Source organism: Phaeobacter sp. S60, from assembly GCF_000826845.1.
GTDB lineage: Bacteria > Pseudomonadota > Alphaproteobacteria > Rhodobacterales > Rhodobacteraceae > Phaeobacter > Phaeobacter piscinae.
In genome coordinates this window covers 32,274-51,846 of record NZ_JSWJ01000009.1, presented here as the reverse complement: position 1 = coordinate 51,846, position 19,573 = coordinate 32,274, and the positions used below count along the sequence as shown (strand labels likewise).

General features: G+C 59.2%; 18 protein-coding genes. 9 read left to right on the top strand and 9 right to left on the bottom strand.

The features are described from left to right. Nucleotides 1-11 precede the first annotated feature (11 nt). Complete coding sequence (locus tag OO25_RS09340; protein WP_040179811.1) at nucleotides 12-770, top strand: SUMF1/EgtB/PvdO family nonheme iron enzyme; 759 nt, start codon at nucleotides 12-14, stop codon at nucleotides 768-770. Between the two features lie 2 nt (nucleotides 771-772). Here OO25_RS09340 and OO25_RS09335 read toward each other — a convergent pair whose 3' ends face one another. Both OO25_RS09335 and OO25_RS09330 read right to left on the bottom strand, forming a co-directional pair. After that, entirely contained in the window at nucleotides 773-1,381 is a 609-nt protein-coding gene (locus tag OO25_RS09335; protein ID WP_052465633.1) for a TetR/AcrR family transcriptional regulator, read from the bottom strand. Between the two features lie 97 nt (nucleotides 1,382-1,478). Beyond that, nucleotides 1,479-2,486: an AraC family transcriptional regulator gene (locus OO25_RS09330; RefSeq protein WP_040179810.1), complete on the bottom strand. Its 1,008-nt coding sequence runs from the start codon at nucleotides 2,484-2,486 to the stop codon at nucleotides 1,479-1,481. 156 nt (nucleotides 2,487-2,642) lie between these two features. Between OO25_RS09330 and OO25_RS09325 the strand changes: the two genes are divergently transcribed. Together OO25_RS09325 and OO25_RS09320 are read left to right on the top strand one after the other, a co-directional pair. After that, nucleotides 2,643-3,083 carry a cupin domain-containing protein gene (locus OO25_RS09325; RefSeq protein WP_040179809.1) on the top strand — a complete coding sequence of 147 codons (441 nt, stop codon included), beginning with the start codon at nucleotides 2,643-2,645 and terminating at the stop codon, nucleotides 3,081-3,083. 126 nt (nucleotides 3,084-3,209) lie between these two features. Next, entirely contained in the window at nucleotides 3,210-4,697 is a 1,488-nt protein-coding gene (locus tag OO25_RS09320; RefSeq protein ID WP_040179808.1) for an NAD(P)/FAD-dependent oxidoreductase, read from the top strand. Between the two features lie 47 nt (nucleotides 4,698-4,744). Here OO25_RS09320 and OO25_RS09315 read toward each other — a convergent pair whose 3' ends face one another. After that, nucleotides 4,745-5,446 carry an MOSC domain-containing protein gene (locus tag OO25_RS09315; RefSeq protein ID WP_040179807.1) on the bottom strand — a complete coding sequence of 234 codons (702 nt, stop codon included), beginning with the start codon at nucleotides 5,444-5,446 and terminating at the stop codon, nucleotides 4,745-4,747. Next, nucleotides 5,433-5,990 (bottom strand): MarR family transcriptional regulator, encoded by a 558-nt coding sequence (locus OO25_RS09310; protein ID WP_040179806.1) that lies wholly within the window; start codon nucleotides 5,988-5,990, stop codon nucleotides 5,433-5,435. Before OO25_RS09310 ends, OO25_RS09315 begins: the two co-directional genes overlap by 14 nt. 81 nt (nucleotides 5,991-6,071) lie before the next feature. On the opposite strand from OO25_RS09310, the gene OO25_RS09305 reads away from it, so the two are divergent. Then, the gene (locus tag OO25_RS09305; RefSeq protein WP_040179805.1) at nucleotides 6,072-6,821 is read left to right on the top strand and encodes a hypothetical protein; all 750 of its coding nucleotides are present in this window, start codon (nucleotides 6,072-6,074) and stop codon (nucleotides 6,819-6,821) included. Nucleotides 6,822-6,901: 80 nt separating this feature from the next. Here the strand turns inward: OO25_RS09305 and OO25_RS09300 are convergent, their stop codons facing one another. Then, the gene (locus tag OO25_RS09300; RefSeq protein WP_040179804.1) at nucleotides 6,902-7,858 is read right to left on the bottom strand and encodes a PDR/VanB family oxidoreductase; all 957 of its coding nucleotides are present in this window, start codon (nucleotides 7,856-7,858) and stop codon (nucleotides 6,902-6,904) included. 132 nt (nucleotides 7,859-7,990) lie between these two features. Between OO25_RS09300 and OO25_RS09295 the strand changes: the two genes are divergently transcribed. The 5 genes from OO25_RS09295 to OO25_RS09275 all read left to right on the top strand — a co-directional run bounded on the left by OO25_RS09295 (nucleotide 7,991) and on the right by OO25_RS09275 (nucleotide 14,396). Then, complete coding sequence (locus OO25_RS09295) at nucleotides 7,991-8,896, top strand: LysR substrate-binding domain-containing protein (protein ID WP_040179803.1); 906 nt, start codon at nucleotides 7,991-7,993, stop codon at nucleotides 8,894-8,896. Between the two features lie 89 nt (nucleotides 8,897-8,985). Beyond that, nucleotides 8,986-10,140 carry an aromatic ring-hydroxylating dioxygenase subunit alpha gene (locus OO25_RS09290; protein ID WP_040179802.1) on the top strand — a complete coding sequence of 385 codons (1,155 nt, stop codon included), beginning with the start codon at nucleotides 8,986-8,988 and terminating at the stop codon, nucleotides 10,138-10,140. Then, nucleotides 10,137-11,588, top strand: coding sequence for an aldehyde dehydrogenase family protein (locus OO25_RS09285; RefSeq protein ID WP_040179801.1), 1,452 nt, complete (start codon nucleotides 10,137-10,139; stop codon nucleotides 11,586-11,588). The genes OO25_RS09290 and OO25_RS09285 overlap by 4 nt, the downstream gene beginning before the upstream one ends. A 3-nt stretch (nucleotides 11,589-11,591) precedes the next feature. Next, nucleotides 11,592-11,831 (top strand): hypothetical protein, encoded by a 240-nt coding sequence (locus tag OO25_RS09280; RefSeq protein ID WP_040179800.1) that lies wholly within the window; start codon nucleotides 11,592-11,594, stop codon nucleotides 11,829-11,831. Between the two features lie 144 nt (nucleotides 11,832-11,975). Beyond that, complete coding sequence (locus OO25_RS09275; protein ID WP_040179799.1) at nucleotides 11,976-14,396, top strand: FAD-dependent oxidoreductase; 2,421 nt, start codon at nucleotides 11,976-11,978, stop codon at nucleotides 14,394-14,396. An 81-nt stretch (nucleotides 14,397-14,477) separates the two neighbouring features. Here the strand turns inward: OO25_RS09275 and OO25_RS09270 are convergent, their stop codons facing one another. From OO25_RS09270 to OO25_RS09255, 4 genes are all read right to left on the bottom strand, one after another. Then, on the bottom strand, nucleotides 14,478-15,485 hold the full coding sequence (locus tag OO25_RS09270; RefSeq protein WP_040179821.1) for an Ldh family oxidoreductase: 1,008 nt from the start codon (nucleotides 15,483-15,485) through the stop codon (nucleotides 14,478-14,480). Between the two features lie 62 nt (nucleotides 15,486-15,547). After that, a complete protein-coding gene (locus OO25_RS09265) occupies nucleotides 15,548-16,198 on the bottom strand; it encodes a DUF3726 domain-containing protein (protein ID WP_040179798.1) in 651 nt (216 codons plus the stop codon). Then, on the bottom strand, nucleotides 16,195-17,886 hold the full coding sequence (locus OO25_RS09260) for a hypothetical protein (protein WP_040179797.1): 1,692 nt from the start codon (nucleotides 17,884-17,886) through the stop codon (nucleotides 16,195-16,197). Before OO25_RS09260 ends, OO25_RS09265 begins: the two co-directional genes overlap by 4 nt. A gap of 103 nt (nucleotides 17,887-17,989) precedes the next feature. Further along, nucleotides 17,990-19,534, bottom strand: a complete 1,545-nt coding sequence (locus OO25_RS09255) for a BCCT family transporter (protein ID WP_040179796.1) — start codon at nucleotides 19,532-19,534, stop codon at nucleotides 17,990-17,992. Between the last annotated feature and the right edge of the window lie 39 nt (nucleotides 19,535-19,573).

Genomic DNA, 19,573 nt, shown 5'->3' with positions numbered 1-19,573 from the left:
AGGAGAGCACAATGACCGCTGCCACATTGCACCGCCCCGCTGACCGGATTGTCCTGTTGGGTCTGGGCGCCCTTGTGGCGGCGCTGGTCCTGTTGGTCGCCATATTCCTCCCCCGCGTGTCTGTCGGACCTGCGGGGAAGGGCATCCTTCAGCCAGAGCTGGTGCCTGCGGTGGCAGAGCATGGCGGTCAGCATGTTATCTACGTCATGAAACATGAGGTCACGGTAGCAGAGTGGAACCGTTGCCATGCCGACGGCGTGTGCGCGCTGAACCTGCGCACACGCCCCAATCAGGATGCCCGGACCACGCCCGCAACCGGGCTGAGCTATCTTGACGTGGGCGAATATCTGGCCTGGATCAACGCCCGCAGCGATGGCGGATATCGCCTGCCGCGCGTGGCGGAATGGGAGCATCTCGCAGCACCCGTCCTCCCGGAAGAACCTGATCCGATCTTCACAGATCCAGATCTCACCTGGGCGTCGACCTATCTTCTGGGCGAACAAAAGAGCCGGGCGCTGCGTCCGCAAGGCAGTTATACGACATCACCGGATGGGATTGTCGATCTCGACGGCAACGTCTGGGAGTGGACGCAGGATTGCTATGCCGGTGCCTCCGGGGCCAGTTCCAGCCGCTGTCCGGCGTATTTTGTGGCAGGCGAACATTTGGCAGCCGTACCATTCCTTGTCCGCGACCCGGCACGGGGTGGCTGTGCCGTAGGATCGCCGCCAGCACATCTGGGCCTGAGGCTGGTCCGGGATACTCCGCTTTAGCCTCAGTCCGGGCGCACCGCCGCGAGGATGAAATCCAGAAGACTGCCCCGCAGCTGTCGCATTGGCACGTTGTCCAGCACGCTGCGATAGGCGCTGCCTTCAATAAGTTCGACAATCATCTGCGCCGTTTCTTTGGGGGCCAGCTGGCTCCTCATGTCACCCGCGTGTGTCCCGCGTTCCAGAACCTTGGTAAGCGCGGTGACCAATGCGTTGCGATTGTCGAGAAAGAGGCGGGCGATATCCGGTTTGCGGATGGCTTCGCTGGTGATTTCCAGCCCCAGAATGACATTCTCGGGCACCGCGAGGTATTTCGCATAGGCTTTCACGAAGTTTTCGAGCAGCGTCATCGGGGCGCGTGGTTGTCCGAGCCCGTCGATAAAAGGGACAAGTTCCGCACGTTCCAGAGCGGCAATCTCCACCAGCACATCATGTTTGCCCGGGAAATGATTGTAAAGATTGCCGAGGCTGACGCCTGCGCGATTTGCGATGTCGCGCACACCGGTCTGGTGGTAGCCAGTTTCGAGGAAACACATGATCGCCGCTTCGAGGATCTGCTGCCGTCGTTTGGCGGTGGTCTCGATCCGGGTGGGTTTGCGCGGGCCGTCTGACATCTGTGTCCTTGGCTGGGGTCTCAGTCGCATCGGCGCTCACCCATGCAATCTGCAGCATGATGTAGCTCCACCGTCAAAGGCAAGCAAGGCCGGGACGTTAGCCGCAGTCCTGCTGGCGGGCGGTGTGACTGGGCGAGTGGCCAAAGCGGGCCTTGTAATCGCGGGCGAAGCGGCCAAGGTGTGAAAACCCGTTGGAAAAGGCAGCGGTGGTCACATCCGGCGTGTCGGTCTGTGCCATCAGGTGATAATGCGCCGCATCCAGCCGAGCGTTGCGAAGCACCCGCATCGGGCTTTCGCCAAATGCACGGCGAAACCCGTTTTGCAACGTGCGGATATTCAGATCCACATGGGCTGCGATATCGCTCAGCTGGATTGGATTGCTCAGGTTGGCGTGAATGTATTCCACTGCCGCCCGAATGCCAGGTGGCAGTGAACCGTGGTCAGCGCGTTCGATGATATGAGAAATATTGCTGGGAAGCCGTGTCAGCAGCGCGCGTGCCAAATCCTCCTCCACCCGGAGATCGGAGCCACTTAGCGCGCCTTGGAACAGAACCCCAGCCTCAGCCGCTTGCACACAGGCGCAGACCATCTGCCTCAGGCGCTGCCCACCCTCGGAATAGAGATCGACGCGGCTGGCAAAGCGGATTGGTCCTGGCAGTTCTGCCCGAATGATCTGACGCGCCACGGTTTCCAAATAGCCCCGGTCGATCTGTAGCAGCAGTTTGCGGCAGTCCGCGCCCCACTGCATTGTCGTGTCCCGGTCCGGATTGAGCAGCGTCGCGGTGCCTTCATTTGCAACAATATCCGAGCCGCGATGCCGAACACTGGCCTGCCCGGACAGCGGGATCTGCAGCAAATAGAAGGAATTCAACATGCCCGGATCAATGGTCACATCGGCACCATAGTGCAGGTAGTTGATCGAACTGTGTCGCCCGGCCACGTGGTTGTGGCGGACTGCGAGGTCTTGATGCCGCTGCGCAATATCCAATCGGTGATCGCAAAATTTCTGCCCGACCCGATGGCGTGCCTCATCCAGATCCCCGGTGCGCAGCAACGGGTGATTTTTCAGGTATTCAACAGCCTCTGTCTGGGCAGCGATGGTCATCTCGCCTCCACGTCTGGTGGCTCCAGCTTAGATCGCTGCACCGATATTTCAAGCCTCAACCATCTAGGGTTCAGATGGGTTCGTTTTCTGGATAATCGAATTTCCGCTCCCGGTGCAGGCTGGTCATCGCAACACAGTTTCAGGGAGGAAACCGCGATGGAAAAAGGGATCACCAAGGCGCGCGAGGGCATCCAGGGGATGTCCTGGACAGTGGTGGGACAGACCTATGTTCCCAAATTACTGAGCAATGATGCGTTCATCTGGGATGCGGTTTTGCCTGCCGATACATTTGTGCCGCCGCATATCCACCCCACCCAGGATGAATGGATCAGCGTTCTGGCGGGGGAGCTGGAGGTGGAATTTCTAGGCGATGTCCACAAGGCCGGACCGGGCGATACGGTGCGTATGCCAAAGGGCGAAGCCCACGCGATTTTCAACCGGTCCGGCGCAGAGGCGCATTGCGTTTTCGGCGTGGCGCCCGCGCGCAAGCTGTTTGATCTGTTCATTGAATTGGATGGCGTCACTGATCCGGCGGAACTGGTGCGCCTGTCTGCCCTGCATGAGGTCGATTTCCTGCCACCCCCTGATGATGCCTGAGGTGGAAACGGGCCGGATCGCCATCTGACCCGTGGAATACATGCCAGCGACCGGTCCGCAGGGGGAGGCGGGCCGACAAATAGGGACCGCCTGCCGGGAGAGCGGGCCGGGAGGGGAGACCGCAATATGATAAGACGAAAGACAGTTGCCGTAATCGGAGGAGGTGTCAGCGGTTTGGCCGCAGCCAAAGCCTTTGACGAGCGCGGGCATCGGGTGATCGGGTTCGAACGCAGCCATGATTTTGGGGGTGTCTGGGAATTGTCGCGCTCTTACCCGGACGTGCAGACACAATCGCCAAAAGATCTCTATTGCTACACCGACCATCCAATGCCTGCGGAGTACCCGGAGTGGCCCAAGGGACCGCAGGTCCATGCTTATCTGCACTCCTATGCAGAGAAACACCGGCTGGCGCGGCTGTTCCGGCTTAACACCTCGATCACAGCGATGGATCGACGGCAGGACGACCAGCCTGGATGGACCCTCACACTTGAGGCCGCAGGGCGAACCTGGCAGCAGGATTTCGATTTTGTGGCAATCTGCACCGGTCAGTTTTCAGAGAAGAACATCATTCGCCATCCAGGTCAGGAGGAGTTTGTCGCACGGGGTGGGCAGGTGATGCACTCATCGGATTACACGGATCCCAGCCTGATGGCAGGGAAGGACGTTGTGGTCCTTGGCGGGTCCAAGTCTGCCACCGATATTGCTGTCAATGCAGCCAAGAACGGCGCAAAATCTGTTCGGCTGGTCTACCGGGAGAACGTCTGGCGCGTGCCCTATTTCGTCGGCGGCATCAACTTCAAGAAGCTGCTTTATATGCGAGCGCAGGAACAGCAGTTCAATCAATGGGGCAAGACCCCCCTACAGCGCGTAATCGCAGCTGCGCTGAAGCCTCTGGTCTGGGCTAATTTTCGCGGGTTGGAAACCCTGCTGAAACTGCAACTGGGACTTAAGAAGCACAATATGGTGCCTACCACTCCAATTGAGAAGGAGGTGTCTTGCTCCGTGCCGATTGTGACGCCGGGTCTCTTTGAGGGGCTGAATGATGGCAGTATCCGATCCGTCATCGGCACCTTTGAGAGCTATAAGGAAGACGGTCTGCGGCTGAGCAATGGAGAAGTGGTTCCCTGCGATATCGCCATTCTGGCGGTTGGCTGGAAGCTTGGCGTGCCCTATCTGGCGCAAGAGTACCGAGACAAGCTGATAGAGGACGACGGTCAGTATCGCGTCTACCGACTGTCGGTGAACCCGGAGTTGCCAGACATGGGGTTTGTGGGGTTCAATTCCAGTTTCTGCACAGTTCTGTCGGCCGAGATGATCGCCAATTGGCTGGTGCGCTATGCCGACGGGCAATTGGCCCATCAGCCGAGCCGCGCTGAGATGGAAGACAGTATTGAAATGATGTTGAACTGGCGCCGCCGCGAGCGGCCAGCGGCGCAGGTCTACGGCGGGCTCTGCTCAGCTCCGTTTCATTTCAAACACTTCGACGAACTGCTGTCGGATATGGGCGCGCGGGTGCACAAGCGCAAAAACCCGCTGGTGGAGCAATTTTCGCCACCGGATGCGACAGCTTACGGGCAGTTTCTCGCCTCAACCCCGCAATACCAGGTTAGCTGACAACCGGCGCCATCAAGCAGGCCCAGAAATGGGTCGCAGCCCAAACCCTAGTCCCGCGCGCCGATCAAGCGCGCGCGGGTATCTTCGCCGGTGTCTCCCTCTGCCATGCGGGTGAAGGCGGCGCGCCAGCCTGCAGCGAGGTCCTCCATTTGTGCCAGCACTGCGGCCTCTTCCGGTGAAACCTTACGGGTGAGCCGGGCGCGAGTGACACGCTGTACAGTCCAGTCTGGCTGTCGCCGTTCCATCAGCGTGATCTCATCCCCTGTCTGCGCGGTTCCGGGTTCAAGCACCCGGTAGTACCATCCGGTGCGTCCTGTTTTCTGAAACAGGTAGGGCATCCTTGTGTTGCCGGTATAGTGTCCCAGTTTCCAGCAGGGTTGCCGCCCTTGGCTGATCTGAACGACGGCGGTGCCCAATCGCAGGATATCACCAATGCAGAGGATGTCCTCGGTCAGACCTAAGCTTGCGATATTCTCACCAAAAGCGGCAGGCACCGAGGTGAGCGGCATCTCTGCTTCGTCCTGCCATAGGCGATAATGGTCGCTTGCGTAGTGATGGATCGCCTTATCCGCGCCGCCATGAACGGTTAGATCTGCCTGGGCATCCCCGGTGAAGCCGTCGAAGTCTATCTGCTGCGGCCCGTGAACGGGGGTTTTGTGGATGGCAGTCGGAGCCTTGTCAGCCCAAGGGTTGGCAATGGGTCCGTGGAAAATCCCCGCTATCCGGGTTGAAAGGTCAGGTTGCATCATCTGAAAGCGCCTTATGTTCCACACAAATTAAATCTCTGTCCCCGGGCTGAAGTGGAAGATTCAACAGGGTACAATAGCCATGGGCAGGGCCGGTATCGTGAAACTGGCAGGTTTTGCATAAGCCAAAAGCCCGCCCGCCACGGGCGTCCAATGCGGCCTGCAAGGTTGCCGCCAACGCGCTTTCCAATGCCTCTGCCACCTGATCCTCCAGCTCTGACAAGGCCGCGCCGATGACAGAAGGCGCTTCTGCAAGTGCCACCCCTTCTGCGGTCAATCCATAGGAAATAGAGCGCTGATCACCGGTTTTGGGTTCCTCCTGAACAAATCCTTTGCGCGCGAGGGCCTTTAACGTCTGGGACATGGTGCCGCGTGTTGTCCCAAGAAACTCAGCCACGTGAGAGGGCGCTCTTGAGTAGCGGTTGGCCCGCCCGAGGTAATCTAATGCAGCGTATTGAGCGGGGTTGAGGCTGCCCGACCATCCGCCAGCGGCGTCGATGCGGGCCAGACGATTGATCAGTGAACGAATGCGGGATTGTGATGTCATGAATTATTGGTATCGACTCGAAATCAATAGTGCAATACGGTTTATTTGTAGCGACTCGCTATCATTAAACTGGAGACGACTATGACACGATTCGTAATACCGGCGGCCATCCTCGTACTTGGTGCGGGCAGCGCTGTTGCCGATGGCAATCATGCCGTGCACCAAAAGGGGGCTATACTGTCTGAAACAGACACCCAGAAAGTGGCCTCCTTTGACATTCTGGCGGCGCATGCGCACCGGGCTGGTAACACCGTCACCTTTCACATGACGACAAATGGCAACGCCGGGGCGGACACGCCGGAGCCCGTCGGTACGGTCGGCGGAGCGGGGGTGTTCTCATACGTCTGGCCGACTTCGCTGGACCCCGAGGCGGTCGGGTTTGAAGCGGGCACCGGAATCCTTGCACTAGCAGCCACCAGCCATCCCGATTTTGATGACACGCCCCTGGTGGATGAGAACAATGATGGGGATACGGGCAATGATGGCCTGCTGTGGCACAGCCACTGGGTGGTCCTGACCCCGACCGAGGCCTGCGGCCCCGGCGCATTGGCGGTGCGTGACATTCCCGCAGGTGCCACGCCGCAGCTGCCAGCAACTTGGCCGGGCCTGCCTATCTATCTGGACAGCCCAGGCTTCACGCCATTGTTCGACGGGCCGGAAATTGCCGTAACGGTTGGCTTTCGCAGCGATGTAGACCTTGTCGGCGTGGCTTATGATGGCGTGACATCAGCCCTGCGGGTCAATGCCAACATGCATGCTCCGTTGCTCTGCGTCGTGGATGTCTTTGACGTTGCATCCGGTGACCTGAGCCTGCCGGCAAAGCTCGACTAGCGGATCGGTGGCGCGGCAGGGGTGCCGCGCTGCCCCGCAGCAGGCTCACGCTGCATCCTCAGCGGTGACCGCAATAGCTGTCAGAGATTTAGCACCAGTTTATCGCCTTTGGCGCGGGAAACGCAGGTGCAGAGATAGCGGTTTGTCGCCTGTTCCTCAGGTGTGAGGATGCCATCGCGATGATCCACGTCCCCGTCGAGCACATCAACGAGACAGGCACCGCACAAACCCTCGGAACAGCCGAAATCCACCGCGATGCCGTTGGCCCTTAGGACATCCAGAAGGCTTTCTTCAGCAGACACCCGCAGCATTGCACCGGTTGACTGGATTTCGATGTCAAAGCTGTCATTGCGACCGGTGTCCGTATCGGCGAGGGCCGCAAAACGTTCGAAATGGATGGTGCCACCGCGCATGACACTGCCTGCCTCCAGCACCGCGTTCAGCATCGGCTCCGGCCCACAGGTGTAGACATCACTGCCCATCGGCATTGACAGCAGAACTTCGGCCAGATCCAGCTGGCCGTCGGTATCGTCACAATGCAGGTGATAACGGTCCCCCAGATCCAGCGCGCGAAACTGCTGATCCATCGCGGCCAGATCCTGTGAGCGGACCAGATAATAGACCTGAAAATCCCGTCGCGCATTCGCCAACTCACGCGCCATGGCCACCAGAGGTGTTGCACCAATTCCACCCGCAATCAGAGTGACATACTGCGCATCGGCATGCGTATTGGGCTGTAATCTGAAATTGTTACGAGGGGTGCCGAGCACGATTTCATCCCCACATTGCAGCGCGTGCATGGCACGCGATCCGCCACGGCCGTTGGCTTCCTGTTTGACGGCAATATTCAGCTGACGGCCATCCTGGCTCCAATTCCAGATCGAATACTGCCGCACAAGGTCCTGACCCAAATGCACATCAACATGCGCACCGGGTTCCAGACCGGAAAACCGCCCCTCAATGACTTCAAAGGAAAAATCGGCGGTATCCGGGCTTAGTGCAGTTTTGCCAACAAGACGAGCGATCCGGGTGTCCATCTGCTGTCCATCCTCCAAGGGGGTGAATTGCTGTCTCTCAGAACCGCATTTGAGTTTGCCATTCAATTCGAAAAATACTCATACTCAGGTGAATTGATATAATGCCTAGCCACGCCCAACAGCAGAGCCACCATGTCCAGACGCCACTATGACCTGCCGCCCCTTACGACATTGGCGGCCTTCGAAACCGCCGCGCGCCATCTCAGTTTCAAGAATGCCGCGCAGGAGCTATCTGTCACACCAGGCGCGGTCAGCCATCAGATCAAGGCGCTGGAAGGAGAGCTTGGTGTTGCCCTGTTTCAGCGGAAACACCGTGGTGTCGAACTCACCCGTGAGGGGCAGGGGCTGTATGAGAGCTTGGCCACATCGTTCCGGCAAATCTCGCGCCAGCTTTCAAAAACCCGACAAATGGGTGAGGAAGACGCGGTAACCGTTGGATCAACCACTGCAGTGGCAGCGCTTTGGCTATCTCCGGTGATTATCCAATTTTGGCGGGAATACCCGGATCTGAACATTCATCAGATCACGCAGGACCGCCCATTTCATGACACGCGGGAGTTTGATTTTTTTATCCGCTATGGGCGGGACAGTGATGCCACACTGGCGCATACCGCAATCTACCGTGATCAACTGGTGCCCGTGGCGCGGCCTGATCTCGCGGCGGGGCTTAGCGGGGCTGCCCTGCAGGAGCTATCACAGCAACGGCTGATCCACCTGCAAAGCGCCAGCCAGAGTTGGACAACCTGGGCCGACTGGTTCCACGAATTGGGCCACAAGGGCGATATCGCTGCTGGCACCCGGGTGACCAGCTATTCGGTTGCGCTGCAAATCGCACGAAAAGGCGCAGGCGTTGCGCTTGGGTGGCGGCGACTGATCCAGCCGATGCTGGACAGCGGCAAGCTTGCGATTGTTGGCCATCATAGTGTTCCGGCACCACGAGAATTTTATCTGGTCGGATTGCCGGAGGATGAGCTCTCTCCCAATGCGCTCAAACTGAAACAATGGATCCTGTCGCAAGCGCGCGATGCATCAGTTTAGTTTCGCTCATCCATGAATGAAGTTTTCTCCTATTGAGCGCAGTCGGCCTGCGCCTCCAATAGGGCAGCCACCTTCGCATGGAGAGTTCGATGAACACACATAGCCCGCTGTCGTCCGTGCTGGCCCCGGTTAACACTGCCAATGGCCTGCCAAATGAACATTACGTCGATCCACGCGTTTTTGACGAAGAAAAGAAATCCGTACTGTTCGCGAATTGGTCGGGCATCGGCTTTGGCAAGGACATACCGGAGGCAGGGGACGCCAAGCCGGTTGATTTCCTCGGCATGCCGCTGTTGCTGGTGCGGGATCGTACGGGCGAGATCGGCGTGTTTCAGAACACCTGCCGTCACCGGGGCATGATCCTTGTCGACAAACCGCAGAAGATCCGTGGTGCCATCCGTTGCCCCTATCACAGCTGGTGCTACGGGCTGAACGGTGCCTTGCGGACAACGCCGCATGTTGGCGGACCGGGGCAAAACACCCATGAGGATGTCGATATGGATAAGCTGGGTCTGATCCGTATCCGCTCACATATCTGGCGGGATGTGATTTTTGTAAATGTCGATGGGCAGGCGCCTGACTTCACTGAGGTTCATGCCGGGTTGTTGAAGCGCTGGCAGGAATTTGAGACGCCGATCCATCATGGCGGCGAAGGATCCTCGCTGAAACTGGAGGTCGCAACCAACTGGAAACTGGCGGTCGAAAACTACTGTGAGAGTTATCACCTGCCTTGGGTGCATCCGGGTCTCAACAGCTACTCCCGACTGGAGGATCACTACAATATTGAGGAGCGCGGGCAATATTCGGGTCAGGGCACCTTGGTTTATCGCCAGCTGACCGATGAGGGGGGGGCCAAACTTCCCGATTTTGCGGGATTGAGTGACCAATGGGATGAAGGTGCTGAATATATCGCAGTCTATCCCAATGTCCTGCTGGGTGTGCAGCGTGATCATAGTTTTGCGATCGTTTTGGAGCCAAAGGATTGCGGCCATACGGTTGAACATATTGAGCTTTACTATGCCCAAAGCGAGCGGGACACGCCGGAGCTTGACGGGTTGCGCGCCTCCAATGCGCAACTGTGGAAGACTGTCTTTGAGGAAGATGTCTTTGTTGTCGAAGGCATGCAGAAAGGCCGCCACGGGATATTGTTCGATGGTGGGCGTTTCTCTCCGGCGATGGATGGGCCGACGCATAACTTTCACCACTGGGTCGCAACGCAGGTTCAAAAAGGGCGCGCGGCATGAGCGATTTCCTGCGCGATGGTCTGGCGCGGAACTACCTCGCCGGGTCTTGGGTCGAAGGGGATGGCGGCGCGCGTTTGGCGGTTGAGGATCCCGGTACGGCACAGGATTTTGTTGATGTTGCGATGGCCGGGGAGGCCACATTGGCCCGCACGCTGGAGGCCGCTCGGGCCTCTTTCGAACGAGGGGATCTGGCGGATCTGCAGCCCTCGGCCCGAGGGCGGTTGCTGCTGCGCGTGGCGCGTGAAATTCGTGCCATCAAGTCGGAAGGCGCAGAGCTCCTCTGCCGTGAAAGTGGCAAGACATTGGATGCGGCAAGGGATGAATTCGAAGAAGCCGCCTTATATTTTGAATACTATGGTGGCGTTGCCGACAAGATTGAAGGGAAGTCGATCCCCCTGGGGCCGGACTACGTCGACTATACGATATATGAGCCACATGGCGTGTCCGCGCAGGTGGTGCCCTGGAATTTCCCGGTGTCTATCGCCGCCCGGTCGTTGGCGCCGTCAATGGCGGCAGGGAACGCCACAATTATCAAGTCGCCTGAGCTGGATCCAATCGCGCTCGCGTTGTTGGGCACGGCACTGGAACGCGCCGAGGTGCCTGCGGGCGCAGTTTCAATCCTGAATGGCATCGGCGGCGATCTTGGCGCGCGTTTGGTCGCCAGCAGTGAGGTTGATCAGATCGTCTTTACCGGATCGGTGCCTACCGGGCAGGCGATCCTGCGGGCTGCCGCTGACACGGTGATCCCGTCCCTGATGGAGCTGGGCGGCAAATCTGCGGCGGTGGTGTTTGCAGATGCGAATCTGGATGGGCTGATAGAGAGCCTGCAATCGGGGATTTTCTTCAATGCCGGTCAGGTCTGTTCGGCCATGGCACGGGTTCTGGTGCATCGTTCGATCTATGACGAGGTCGTGGCCCGTGCGGTGTCATTGGCTGATGGGCTGACGGTCGGGCACGGCTTGGACAATCCAGAGCACACGCCAGTGATTTCCGCAACGCAGCTATCGCGGATCGAAGCGCTGATCGCCACCGCAGGGCAGGACGGCGCCCGTATAGCCGCGGGTGGAGCACGGCTGGAGCGTGAGGGCCATTTCATGGCGCCGACGGTCTTGTCTAACGTCAACCCAAACGCCCGCGTTGCCCAGGAAGAGATCTTTGGACCGGTGACCTGCATCACCCCATTCGAGACTGAGGCCGAGGCAATCGCCATAGCCAATGGCACGGAGTTCGGTCTCGTCGCCGGGGTATTTACCCGTGATCTGGCGCGGTCGCACCGCGTTGCGCGCAAACTTCGCGCCGGTCAGGTGTTTGTCAATGAATGGTTCGCTGGTGGAATTTCCACCCCGTTTGGCGGTATCGGCAAATCCGGTTTTGGCCGCGAGAAAGGCTTGGAAGCGCTGTATAACTATGTGCGGACCAAGAATATCGCAATTTCGCTGAGGGGCTGAGGCATGGAGCGTGATGATCTTGACCAGGCCCTGCTACAGGCCCATGCGGAGGGTGACAGCGCCGCTCTGATACGGCTCTACTCTTTGGCAGCGGACGCGGCGGAGGGCGCAGACGAGATGGATCGGGTCTGCTTCTATCTCACTCATGCCTTTGTTTTTGCGCTGGAAAGCGGCGCATCGGAGGCTGACCCGCTGAACGCCCGGTTGGCCGCACAGGGGCGGGCGCATCGGCTTGTCTTCTGAGATGTCGCAAACGGGCATTTTTCATACAATCCCGGCTGGCACCCTAAGGTGTGAGGCCATTCAACCGGACCCAACGGTCCAACCCGTCGCGGTGACGGTGCAGGCCACTATTCCCGCGACATAAGGCTCTTGAAGGGGGCAGAAATGCGCAGTGAAGCACAGGCAGTTGTCATCGGCGGAGGTGTCATCGGCTGTTCGATCCTCTATCACCTGACAAAACTGGGATGGTCCGATGTGGTCCTGCTGGAGCGGGATGAGTTGACCTCCGGCTCAACCTGGCATGCAGCGGCCAATATTCATGGGTTGCACGACAGTACAAATATCAGCCGTATCCAGCACTATACCATGACGCTCTACAAAGAGCTGGAAGCGGAAACCGGGCAAGGTTGTGGGGTGTTTCAGCCGGGATCGCTCTATCTGGCGCAGACCGAAGAGCGTGAACATCAGCTGAAGCTTCAGGCTGCCAAGGCCAAGCTCTACGGGATGAATTTCTACGAAATCAGCCTTGAGGAAGCCAAGCGCCTGAACCCGCTGGTCAATTATGACGGCATCCGTTGTGTGATGTACGAACCCGATGGTGGGAATGTGGATCCGTCCGGCGTGACCAATGCCTATGCAGTTGGCGCACGTCAGCGGGGCGCGGAGATCCATCGCTTTACCCCCGTGACAGCCACCGAGCAGCAGGTGGACCACAGTTGGCTTGTCAAAACCCCCAAGGGGGATATTCGCACGCCATGGGTGGTGAACGCCGCCGGACTTTGGGGGCGCGAGGTTGCAGCGCTCGCGGGGGTTGAGCTGCCGTTGCAGCCAACGGAGCACCAGTATTTCGTGACCGAAACCATGGCCGATGTCGCAGGTCACGGCACCCGGCTGCCGTCTGTCAGCGACCGGGATGGCGAATATTATCTGCGCCAGGAAGGTCAGGGCCTGCTGGTCGGCGCTTATGAGAAGGACATGAAGTTCTGGGCCGAAGACGGCACGCCGCTGGATTTCGCCCATGATCTGTTTCCCGACGATCTGGAGCGGATTGAGGACAACATGATGAACGCCATTGAGCGGCTGCCAGCGGTCGGAGAGGCGGGGATCAAACGTGTCATTAACGGGCCGATGATCTGGTCGCCGGATGCCAATGTTCTAATGGGGCCGGTCCCGGAACTGGATGGGTATTTCTGCTGCAACGGGATCATTCCGGGTTTCTCTCAGTCCGGCGGTATGGGGTTGATGGCAGCACAATGGATCATCGAGGGCGAGACCCAATATGACATGTTTGCCTGGGACATGGCGCGGTTTGACGGCTGGGCCACCAAAGAGTTCACCAAGGCGCGGGTGCAGGATCAATATGCGCATCGGTTTGCCATCCACTTCCCCAATGAGGAGCGCAGCGCAGGCCGCCCGGCGCGAACCCGTCCGATCTATGCACTTCAGGCAGAAATGGGCGCGGTTTTTGGTCTCAATGCCGGTTGGGAGCACCCGTTGTGGTTTGCCACGGCTCCCGGAGCCGAGGACACCAATGGGTTCACGCGCCAAAACTGGTGGGGACCGGTGGGCGAGGAATGCCGCATGTTGCGCAGCCGCGCAGGCATTATTGATATTTCCAACTTCGCCAAATACCGCTGTGCCGGGCCAGATGCGGAGGCCTGGCTGAACGCGGTCTTTGCCAACACAATGCCTAAGGCCGTGGGTCGTTCTTGCCTGACACCGCTGATTTCCAAACGCGGTGGCATTGCCGGAGATTTCACCGTGACGCGCGTCGCGGAAGACGAATTCTGGATTATCGGCTCCGGCATGGCCGAGCGTTATCACAAACGGTTTTTCAAAGAGGTACCGCTGCCGGCGGGCACGGTCTTTGAGTCAAAAACTGATGATACCTGTGGGTTTAACGTGGCTGGCCCGAAGTCGCGAGAGATGTTGCAACGGCTGACCAACACATCGCTTGCGACGGAGGATTTTCCTTTCATGCGGTCCGCGACGATCGACCTTGCAGGTATAGAGGTATTGGCCCTGCGGGTGTCCTTTACCGGCGATCTGGGGTGGGAGCTGCATTGCAAACGTGAAGATCAGCAGAGGCTTTACGCGATACTATTGGCGGCGGGTGAGGAATACAGCGCAGGTCCCGTTGGCAGCCGGGCCCTGATGTCTTTGCGCGTTGAAAAGGGATATGGCTCCTGGAGCCGGGAATACAGCCCGGAATACTGGCCACATGAGGTCGGATTGGATCGGCTTTGCAAACTGCAAAAAGACTTCCTGAACAAAGGTAGCGTGCAAGGCGTTCTGGAAAATCCGGCGCGTGAACAGCTGGTGCTGTTGCATCTGGATGAGATGGAGACGGAGGCGTCAAATGCTGATGCAACCGGTGGGGAGCCGATTTTTAAGGATGGCAAGGGCATTGGCCGGGTCACTTCCGGTGCCTACGGCTACAGCGTGGGGATGTCGCTTGCACTGGGATTTGTACGGGATGCAGCCCCGGGTGACGAGGTTCAGGTCATGGTACTGGGTCGTCCGCACCGTGCCGTCATTCTGGAACAGCCACCGTTTGACCCAGCTGGGACAATCCTGCGGGGATAGCAGGCCATAAAATGAAGGAAGGAGGCCGTGGTGGCCTCCCTCTTCTGCTGCTGTTTGAAAATGGACTTCGTCCACAATAGGTCAGAGGAGCGCGCGAACCTTCTCCAGCAGCGCGGCATTGACGGCGACGCCTTCAGATGCGGCACGGGTCCGGCAGGCGCGACGACCATCACCGGGGAGGCGGGCACCATCCTGATCATGGATGGAGGCGATGAGGTCGGCCAAACGCTCCTGAAACGCACCGCCCGCCGTTGCCTTCGGATCAATTGCAATGAAGAACTGGCCGGTCTTCGGAGGGCCGCCCGCAGTGCCGGAGAAGGGGCTGGCGACTGAGCCGAGTGTCGCACCGGTCATGGCGGCGGCCATCAGTTCAACGGTCAGCGCAATGCCGACCCCTTTGTAGCCACCGGAGGGCACCATGGAGCCTTTGAGGCCTGCGTCGGGATCAGTGGTCGGCTGGCCGTCCGCGTCCAGTACCCAACCCTCCGGCACGGGCTTGCCTTCGCGGGCGTGTTTCATCACTTCGCTCTTGGCGATGGTGCTGGCAGATTGGTCGATCAGCAGCGCTGCATTGCCGTCTGCATCGGGGGCGGCGATGGAGAACGGGTTGGTGCCGACGACCGGTTTGGCCCCCCCCGAAGGCGCGATTGAGGCTGGCGCATTGGTAAAACCGATACCCAGCAGGCCCGCCTGCGCCAAGCGTTGGGTGTGAACCCCCAGAACACCGCAGTTGTAGGAATTGTTCACCGCCAGAACCGCAACCCCCATCTCGCGGGCCAGTGGGATCAGTTTTTCGAAACCCTGATCAATGGCGCTATGGGCAAAGCCGGTGGCCGCATCCACAGTCACCACAGCGGGGCGGGGCTGCTCGACAACGGGGGTGGCCTGTCCATCAACCTTGCCGCATTCCACATGCTGGGCGTAGATCGGAATATAGGCCAGCCCGTGCGAGGCAACGCCATCGGCTTCGGTCATGGCTGTGGCGACAGCCAGTGGGCGGGCATTGGCCTCAGAGGTGCCCGCCTTAACCAAGGCGCTGAAGGCCAGATCTTCGATTTCGGCAAGGGTCAGGGTTTCTGTCGCAGTCATGTCGATCTTTCTCGTCTGAATATAGGGATAGGGTGCCAGACAGGCTGACACCAGAAGGGGGATCAATCGTTGTCGCTGAGACCTGCGCCAGCGCCCCGCAGGCGGCTTTCTTCGGTGGCAGGCGCAAAGGTGCGATGGGCAAATTGGCTCAGCTGTTCCCAGCTTTCGTCTGAAACATTGGCGCGCATGACGGGCTCCTTCTGGCCCGTCATATCGGCGGGTGCGGAAAACACCATCTGATCAGCCAGTTGGGTAAGAAAGGCGTCGCTCTCTCCCTGCACGCAAAGCCGCTTGCCATCGGTGGCAAGCCGCGCGCCCTGCCATTCAGCAGCGACCGGGCGCCCGAGTCGCAAAGCGGCCCCGCCCATGAAGGGGACAGCCAGCAAGGGAAAATTCACATTTTCCATCGTGATCCGACCGCGCTCCAGCAGGCGCACAGCGCAATCGCTCAGAGCCGCGCCGGCGATCAGCGGGCTCATCCGGCGGGCAGGCGCGTGCCAGATCTCTGCCCGCAACGAAACGGGCGAAACGTCAATCGGCGGGATGCGGTCATTCATGGTCAAAAGACCCGCCAGCATTTCAGTGCCGGGAAAGCCAAAAGACGACAGCCAGCGGGTGCCCTTGGCAGCCTCCTCCGCCAGCCCCCATGAAAGCCCAGCCCCGCGGGCGGCGCGCTTGCTCATGGCCTCGATTTCATTCAGCGAATGGCTCATGCCGCACCCTCTTCCAGTTCGGGGAACACCCAGAATTCTGCGTTCTCAGCTGTTAACTCAGTCGGAAGCGGGGCGTTGCCATACATACAAATTCGCACCCAGCGGTCCGACCGAGGGTCGAATTTGGTTGCCCCGAAAAAGGCCAGCTTGCAGCGCAGCATATCAATGGGGAGCACCTGATCGGAAATCGTGTTGTCACGAATTTCCGCATAGGGCGCGCGCCCCACGATCTGGGCACGTCGCAGGACGTGGCGATGCTCCGAATGGCGCAGCAGGAAATCGGCGACCTGAGCCTCGTCCGGCCAGTGGGCGAGGGCCTGATACAACATGGCAGCATCACGACCCGGTGCCAGCGGCTGCTCATATTCCTCAATCGGTTCCTCGAAGCGCTCCCCTAACCGCGGTTCAAGCTTTTCTTCTGAAACATACCAGGCGCGGGCCTTGTTCGCCGGCGTCTGCCAGTTGGTATCGATGGCCCAGGCGTAGACATCGCACAGGATCTTGCGCAAATCCCCAATCGTCATCGCGCCGGCAATGCGGAAGGTGGCAGTGTTGTCCGCCGACATGTCTTCGGCAAAGCCATCGACCAATCCGCCGTAAGGCTCCAGCATCAACGACGCGATCCACTCCTGCCCTTCCAGCGAGAGCGTCTCCTCAGCCCAGCGATAGAGGACGTCCCAAGGCTTCGGTCCGGCCAACGTCTGGATTTCAAGATAGCTCGTCACCTGATCGGCATCCGACCGCAGCGCGCTCAGTTTCTGGATCTGGATCGGGTGTTCCGATTGCCAGTCTGCAATTGTCATTTTGCTGCGCTCAACCAAAGAACGGAACAGCGCGATGTCATCTGGATGGGCTTCTTCAATGTTGCGTACGGCCTGAATGGCCTTTTCCCGCGCGGCCACCCAATTGTTGAACAGCACGGGATGGTTCAGCAGAAACGGCGCCATTCCAAGGCCGGTAGAATTGCCAATTCCCATCGATCGCGCCAACTCCGGTGCCAACCTGGCGGCAGTGGTCCCATTGGCTCTCGCGCGGCAATCCGCCATGTGCTGGACCAAATCGGTCACAAACCAACGGGTCAGATAGACCGACAGCATCTCGACCTGAAAAGGCGCTCGGAATTCGGGGCGCTCCGCAATCATTTCGCGATCTGCCGCCCCCAGTTTTCCCGACCCATATACAGCCGTTGTCCGCATCAGGTAACCCACCGCGTCGATCTGTTCGGCAGAAGGCTGCTGGCCTGACGCCAAGGAGCTGACCACATGTTCCCACAACCGCACAGAGCGGTTCGCACGGGAGACAGACAGTTCCGAACCGGATACACGCCCGGCTTCCTGAACAGGAATATTCTGCGACAGCCGTGTGATATCCGCGTCGGTGGGCACCCCGTCGTACAAGGTGAATGTGGCGTCCCACGCCTCCGCAATGACGCGGTCAGAGCGTTTTTCGGGCGGCAGGTCATGCGCAAAGGCCACCAGCGAATAGGATCGATCTGGCCCATGCGCGGTATAGATCGCATGGCCCTGGCCTGTCTCATCAATGTCAAAGGCAGTTTGTTCAAAACGCCAGCCCTCGCGCGCCAGACGTCGCGTCAGCACCCGCATGAAGGAGAGGCGTGATTGGTGCATCGAGCCGAGGCGCGCCAGACGCATGACAGTGTTCGGTTCACGGCAGAGAATGTCGGTCATTCGGATTGGCCTTTGCAATCAGGTCGTTAGTCATATCCCGTATGATCTGAACAGGTCGGGCGGTTGGAATGGATGCCGGGCGCCAGCGACGCCCGGCAGATGTTTAGCTCTCTTTGCCCTTCGCCAGGGTGATGCGCAGTGCATCCCAGAGCGAAGGCAGCAGGATCAAGGACACCGGCACAGCCGTGACCACGATGAAGCTTTGCAGTTTTGATACGCCGCCGGAGCCGACAGAGATCAAGATCACGGCCATCACACCCATCGCAATGCCCCAGAAAACACGTATAGCTGTGCTGGGTGTGTCGCCTTTGGTCATTGTAGCGGAAATCACGTAGCTCATCGAATCTCCGGTTGTGGCCACAAAGATCGTGGTCAGGATCAGAAACAGGATGGAGACCAGGAACCCCATGGGCAGGTTATTGGTGATCGCCAGCAGCGCGGCAGGCAGGTTGAAACCTTCAAACGCCGCCGAGATGGTGCCCGGCTCGGCCAGTTCCATCGCGATGCCGGTGCCGCCGATGATGGTGAACCAGAAGTTGGTCACGATGGGGGCGATGATCGACAGCATGATGATGATCGAGCGGATGGATCGGCCGCGGGATACCCGCGCGATAAACATCGCCATCAGCGGGCCGTACCCCATGAACCAGCCCCAGAAGAACACGGTCCACCACCCCAACCAGCCGGGGTCGCCGAACACGGCCGCATCACCACGATACAGAGCCATCTGGAAGAAATTGCCCAGATAGGTCGCAAACCCGGAAAAGAACGAGCCGAAGATGAACCCGGTAGGTCCTGCCAGAAGGACATAAATCAACAGGACCGCTGCAAGGATCACGTTGATTTTTGACAACAGCTGAATGCCACGGGACAGCCCGGTCATTGCGGAAATTGTGTATAGCCCGACCAGTGCACCGATCACCACGAACTGCGTGGCAAAAACATCCGGGATGCCAAAGAGGTCAGACAGACCATAGCTGACCTGAAGCCCGAGAAACCCGATCGGACCCACGGTGCCCGCCACAACAGCAATGATCGAAGACGCATCGGCAATGACACCAATCGGACCGTTGATGGCCTTGTCGCCGAACACAGGATACAGCAGCGTCCGCGGTGCCAGCGGCAGCCCTTTTTCATAGTGGTAATGCATCAGCATCACGGTCGAAAGCGAGCCAAGGATCGCCCAGGCCAGGAACCCCCAGTGCATAAAACTTTGCGCGATGGCTGGTGTCACAGCGGCTTCGCTGCCGCCTTCCGCGCCATAGAGTGGCGGCGAATACAGGAAATGCGCAATCGGCTCACCCGCAGCCCAGAACACACCGCCGCCCGCCAGAAGCGTACACATGATCATGGAACCCCACTGGAAAGTGGTGAACTCAGGTGTGGCCAGCCCGCCGAGAATGGCACGCCCTCCAGGCAATACACAGAGCAGCAGACCGATCAAAAACGTCGCCAGAAGCAGGATCTGCCAGTACAGGCCAAAATAGGTCGCAGCGATATTGAACCCCCAATCGACCAGCGCCGACAGGCCGTCCAGATTGATCAGCGCTGCCGCACAGAACAGGGCAATAAACCCCCCTGAAAGCAGGAAGAGCGGTTTGTTGATCCGGCTTTCCTGCGGTGTTGTCTCCATAGATGTCTCGGACATCTTTCCCTCCCTTTGATCGGTCCGCCAGGATGTGCCGGG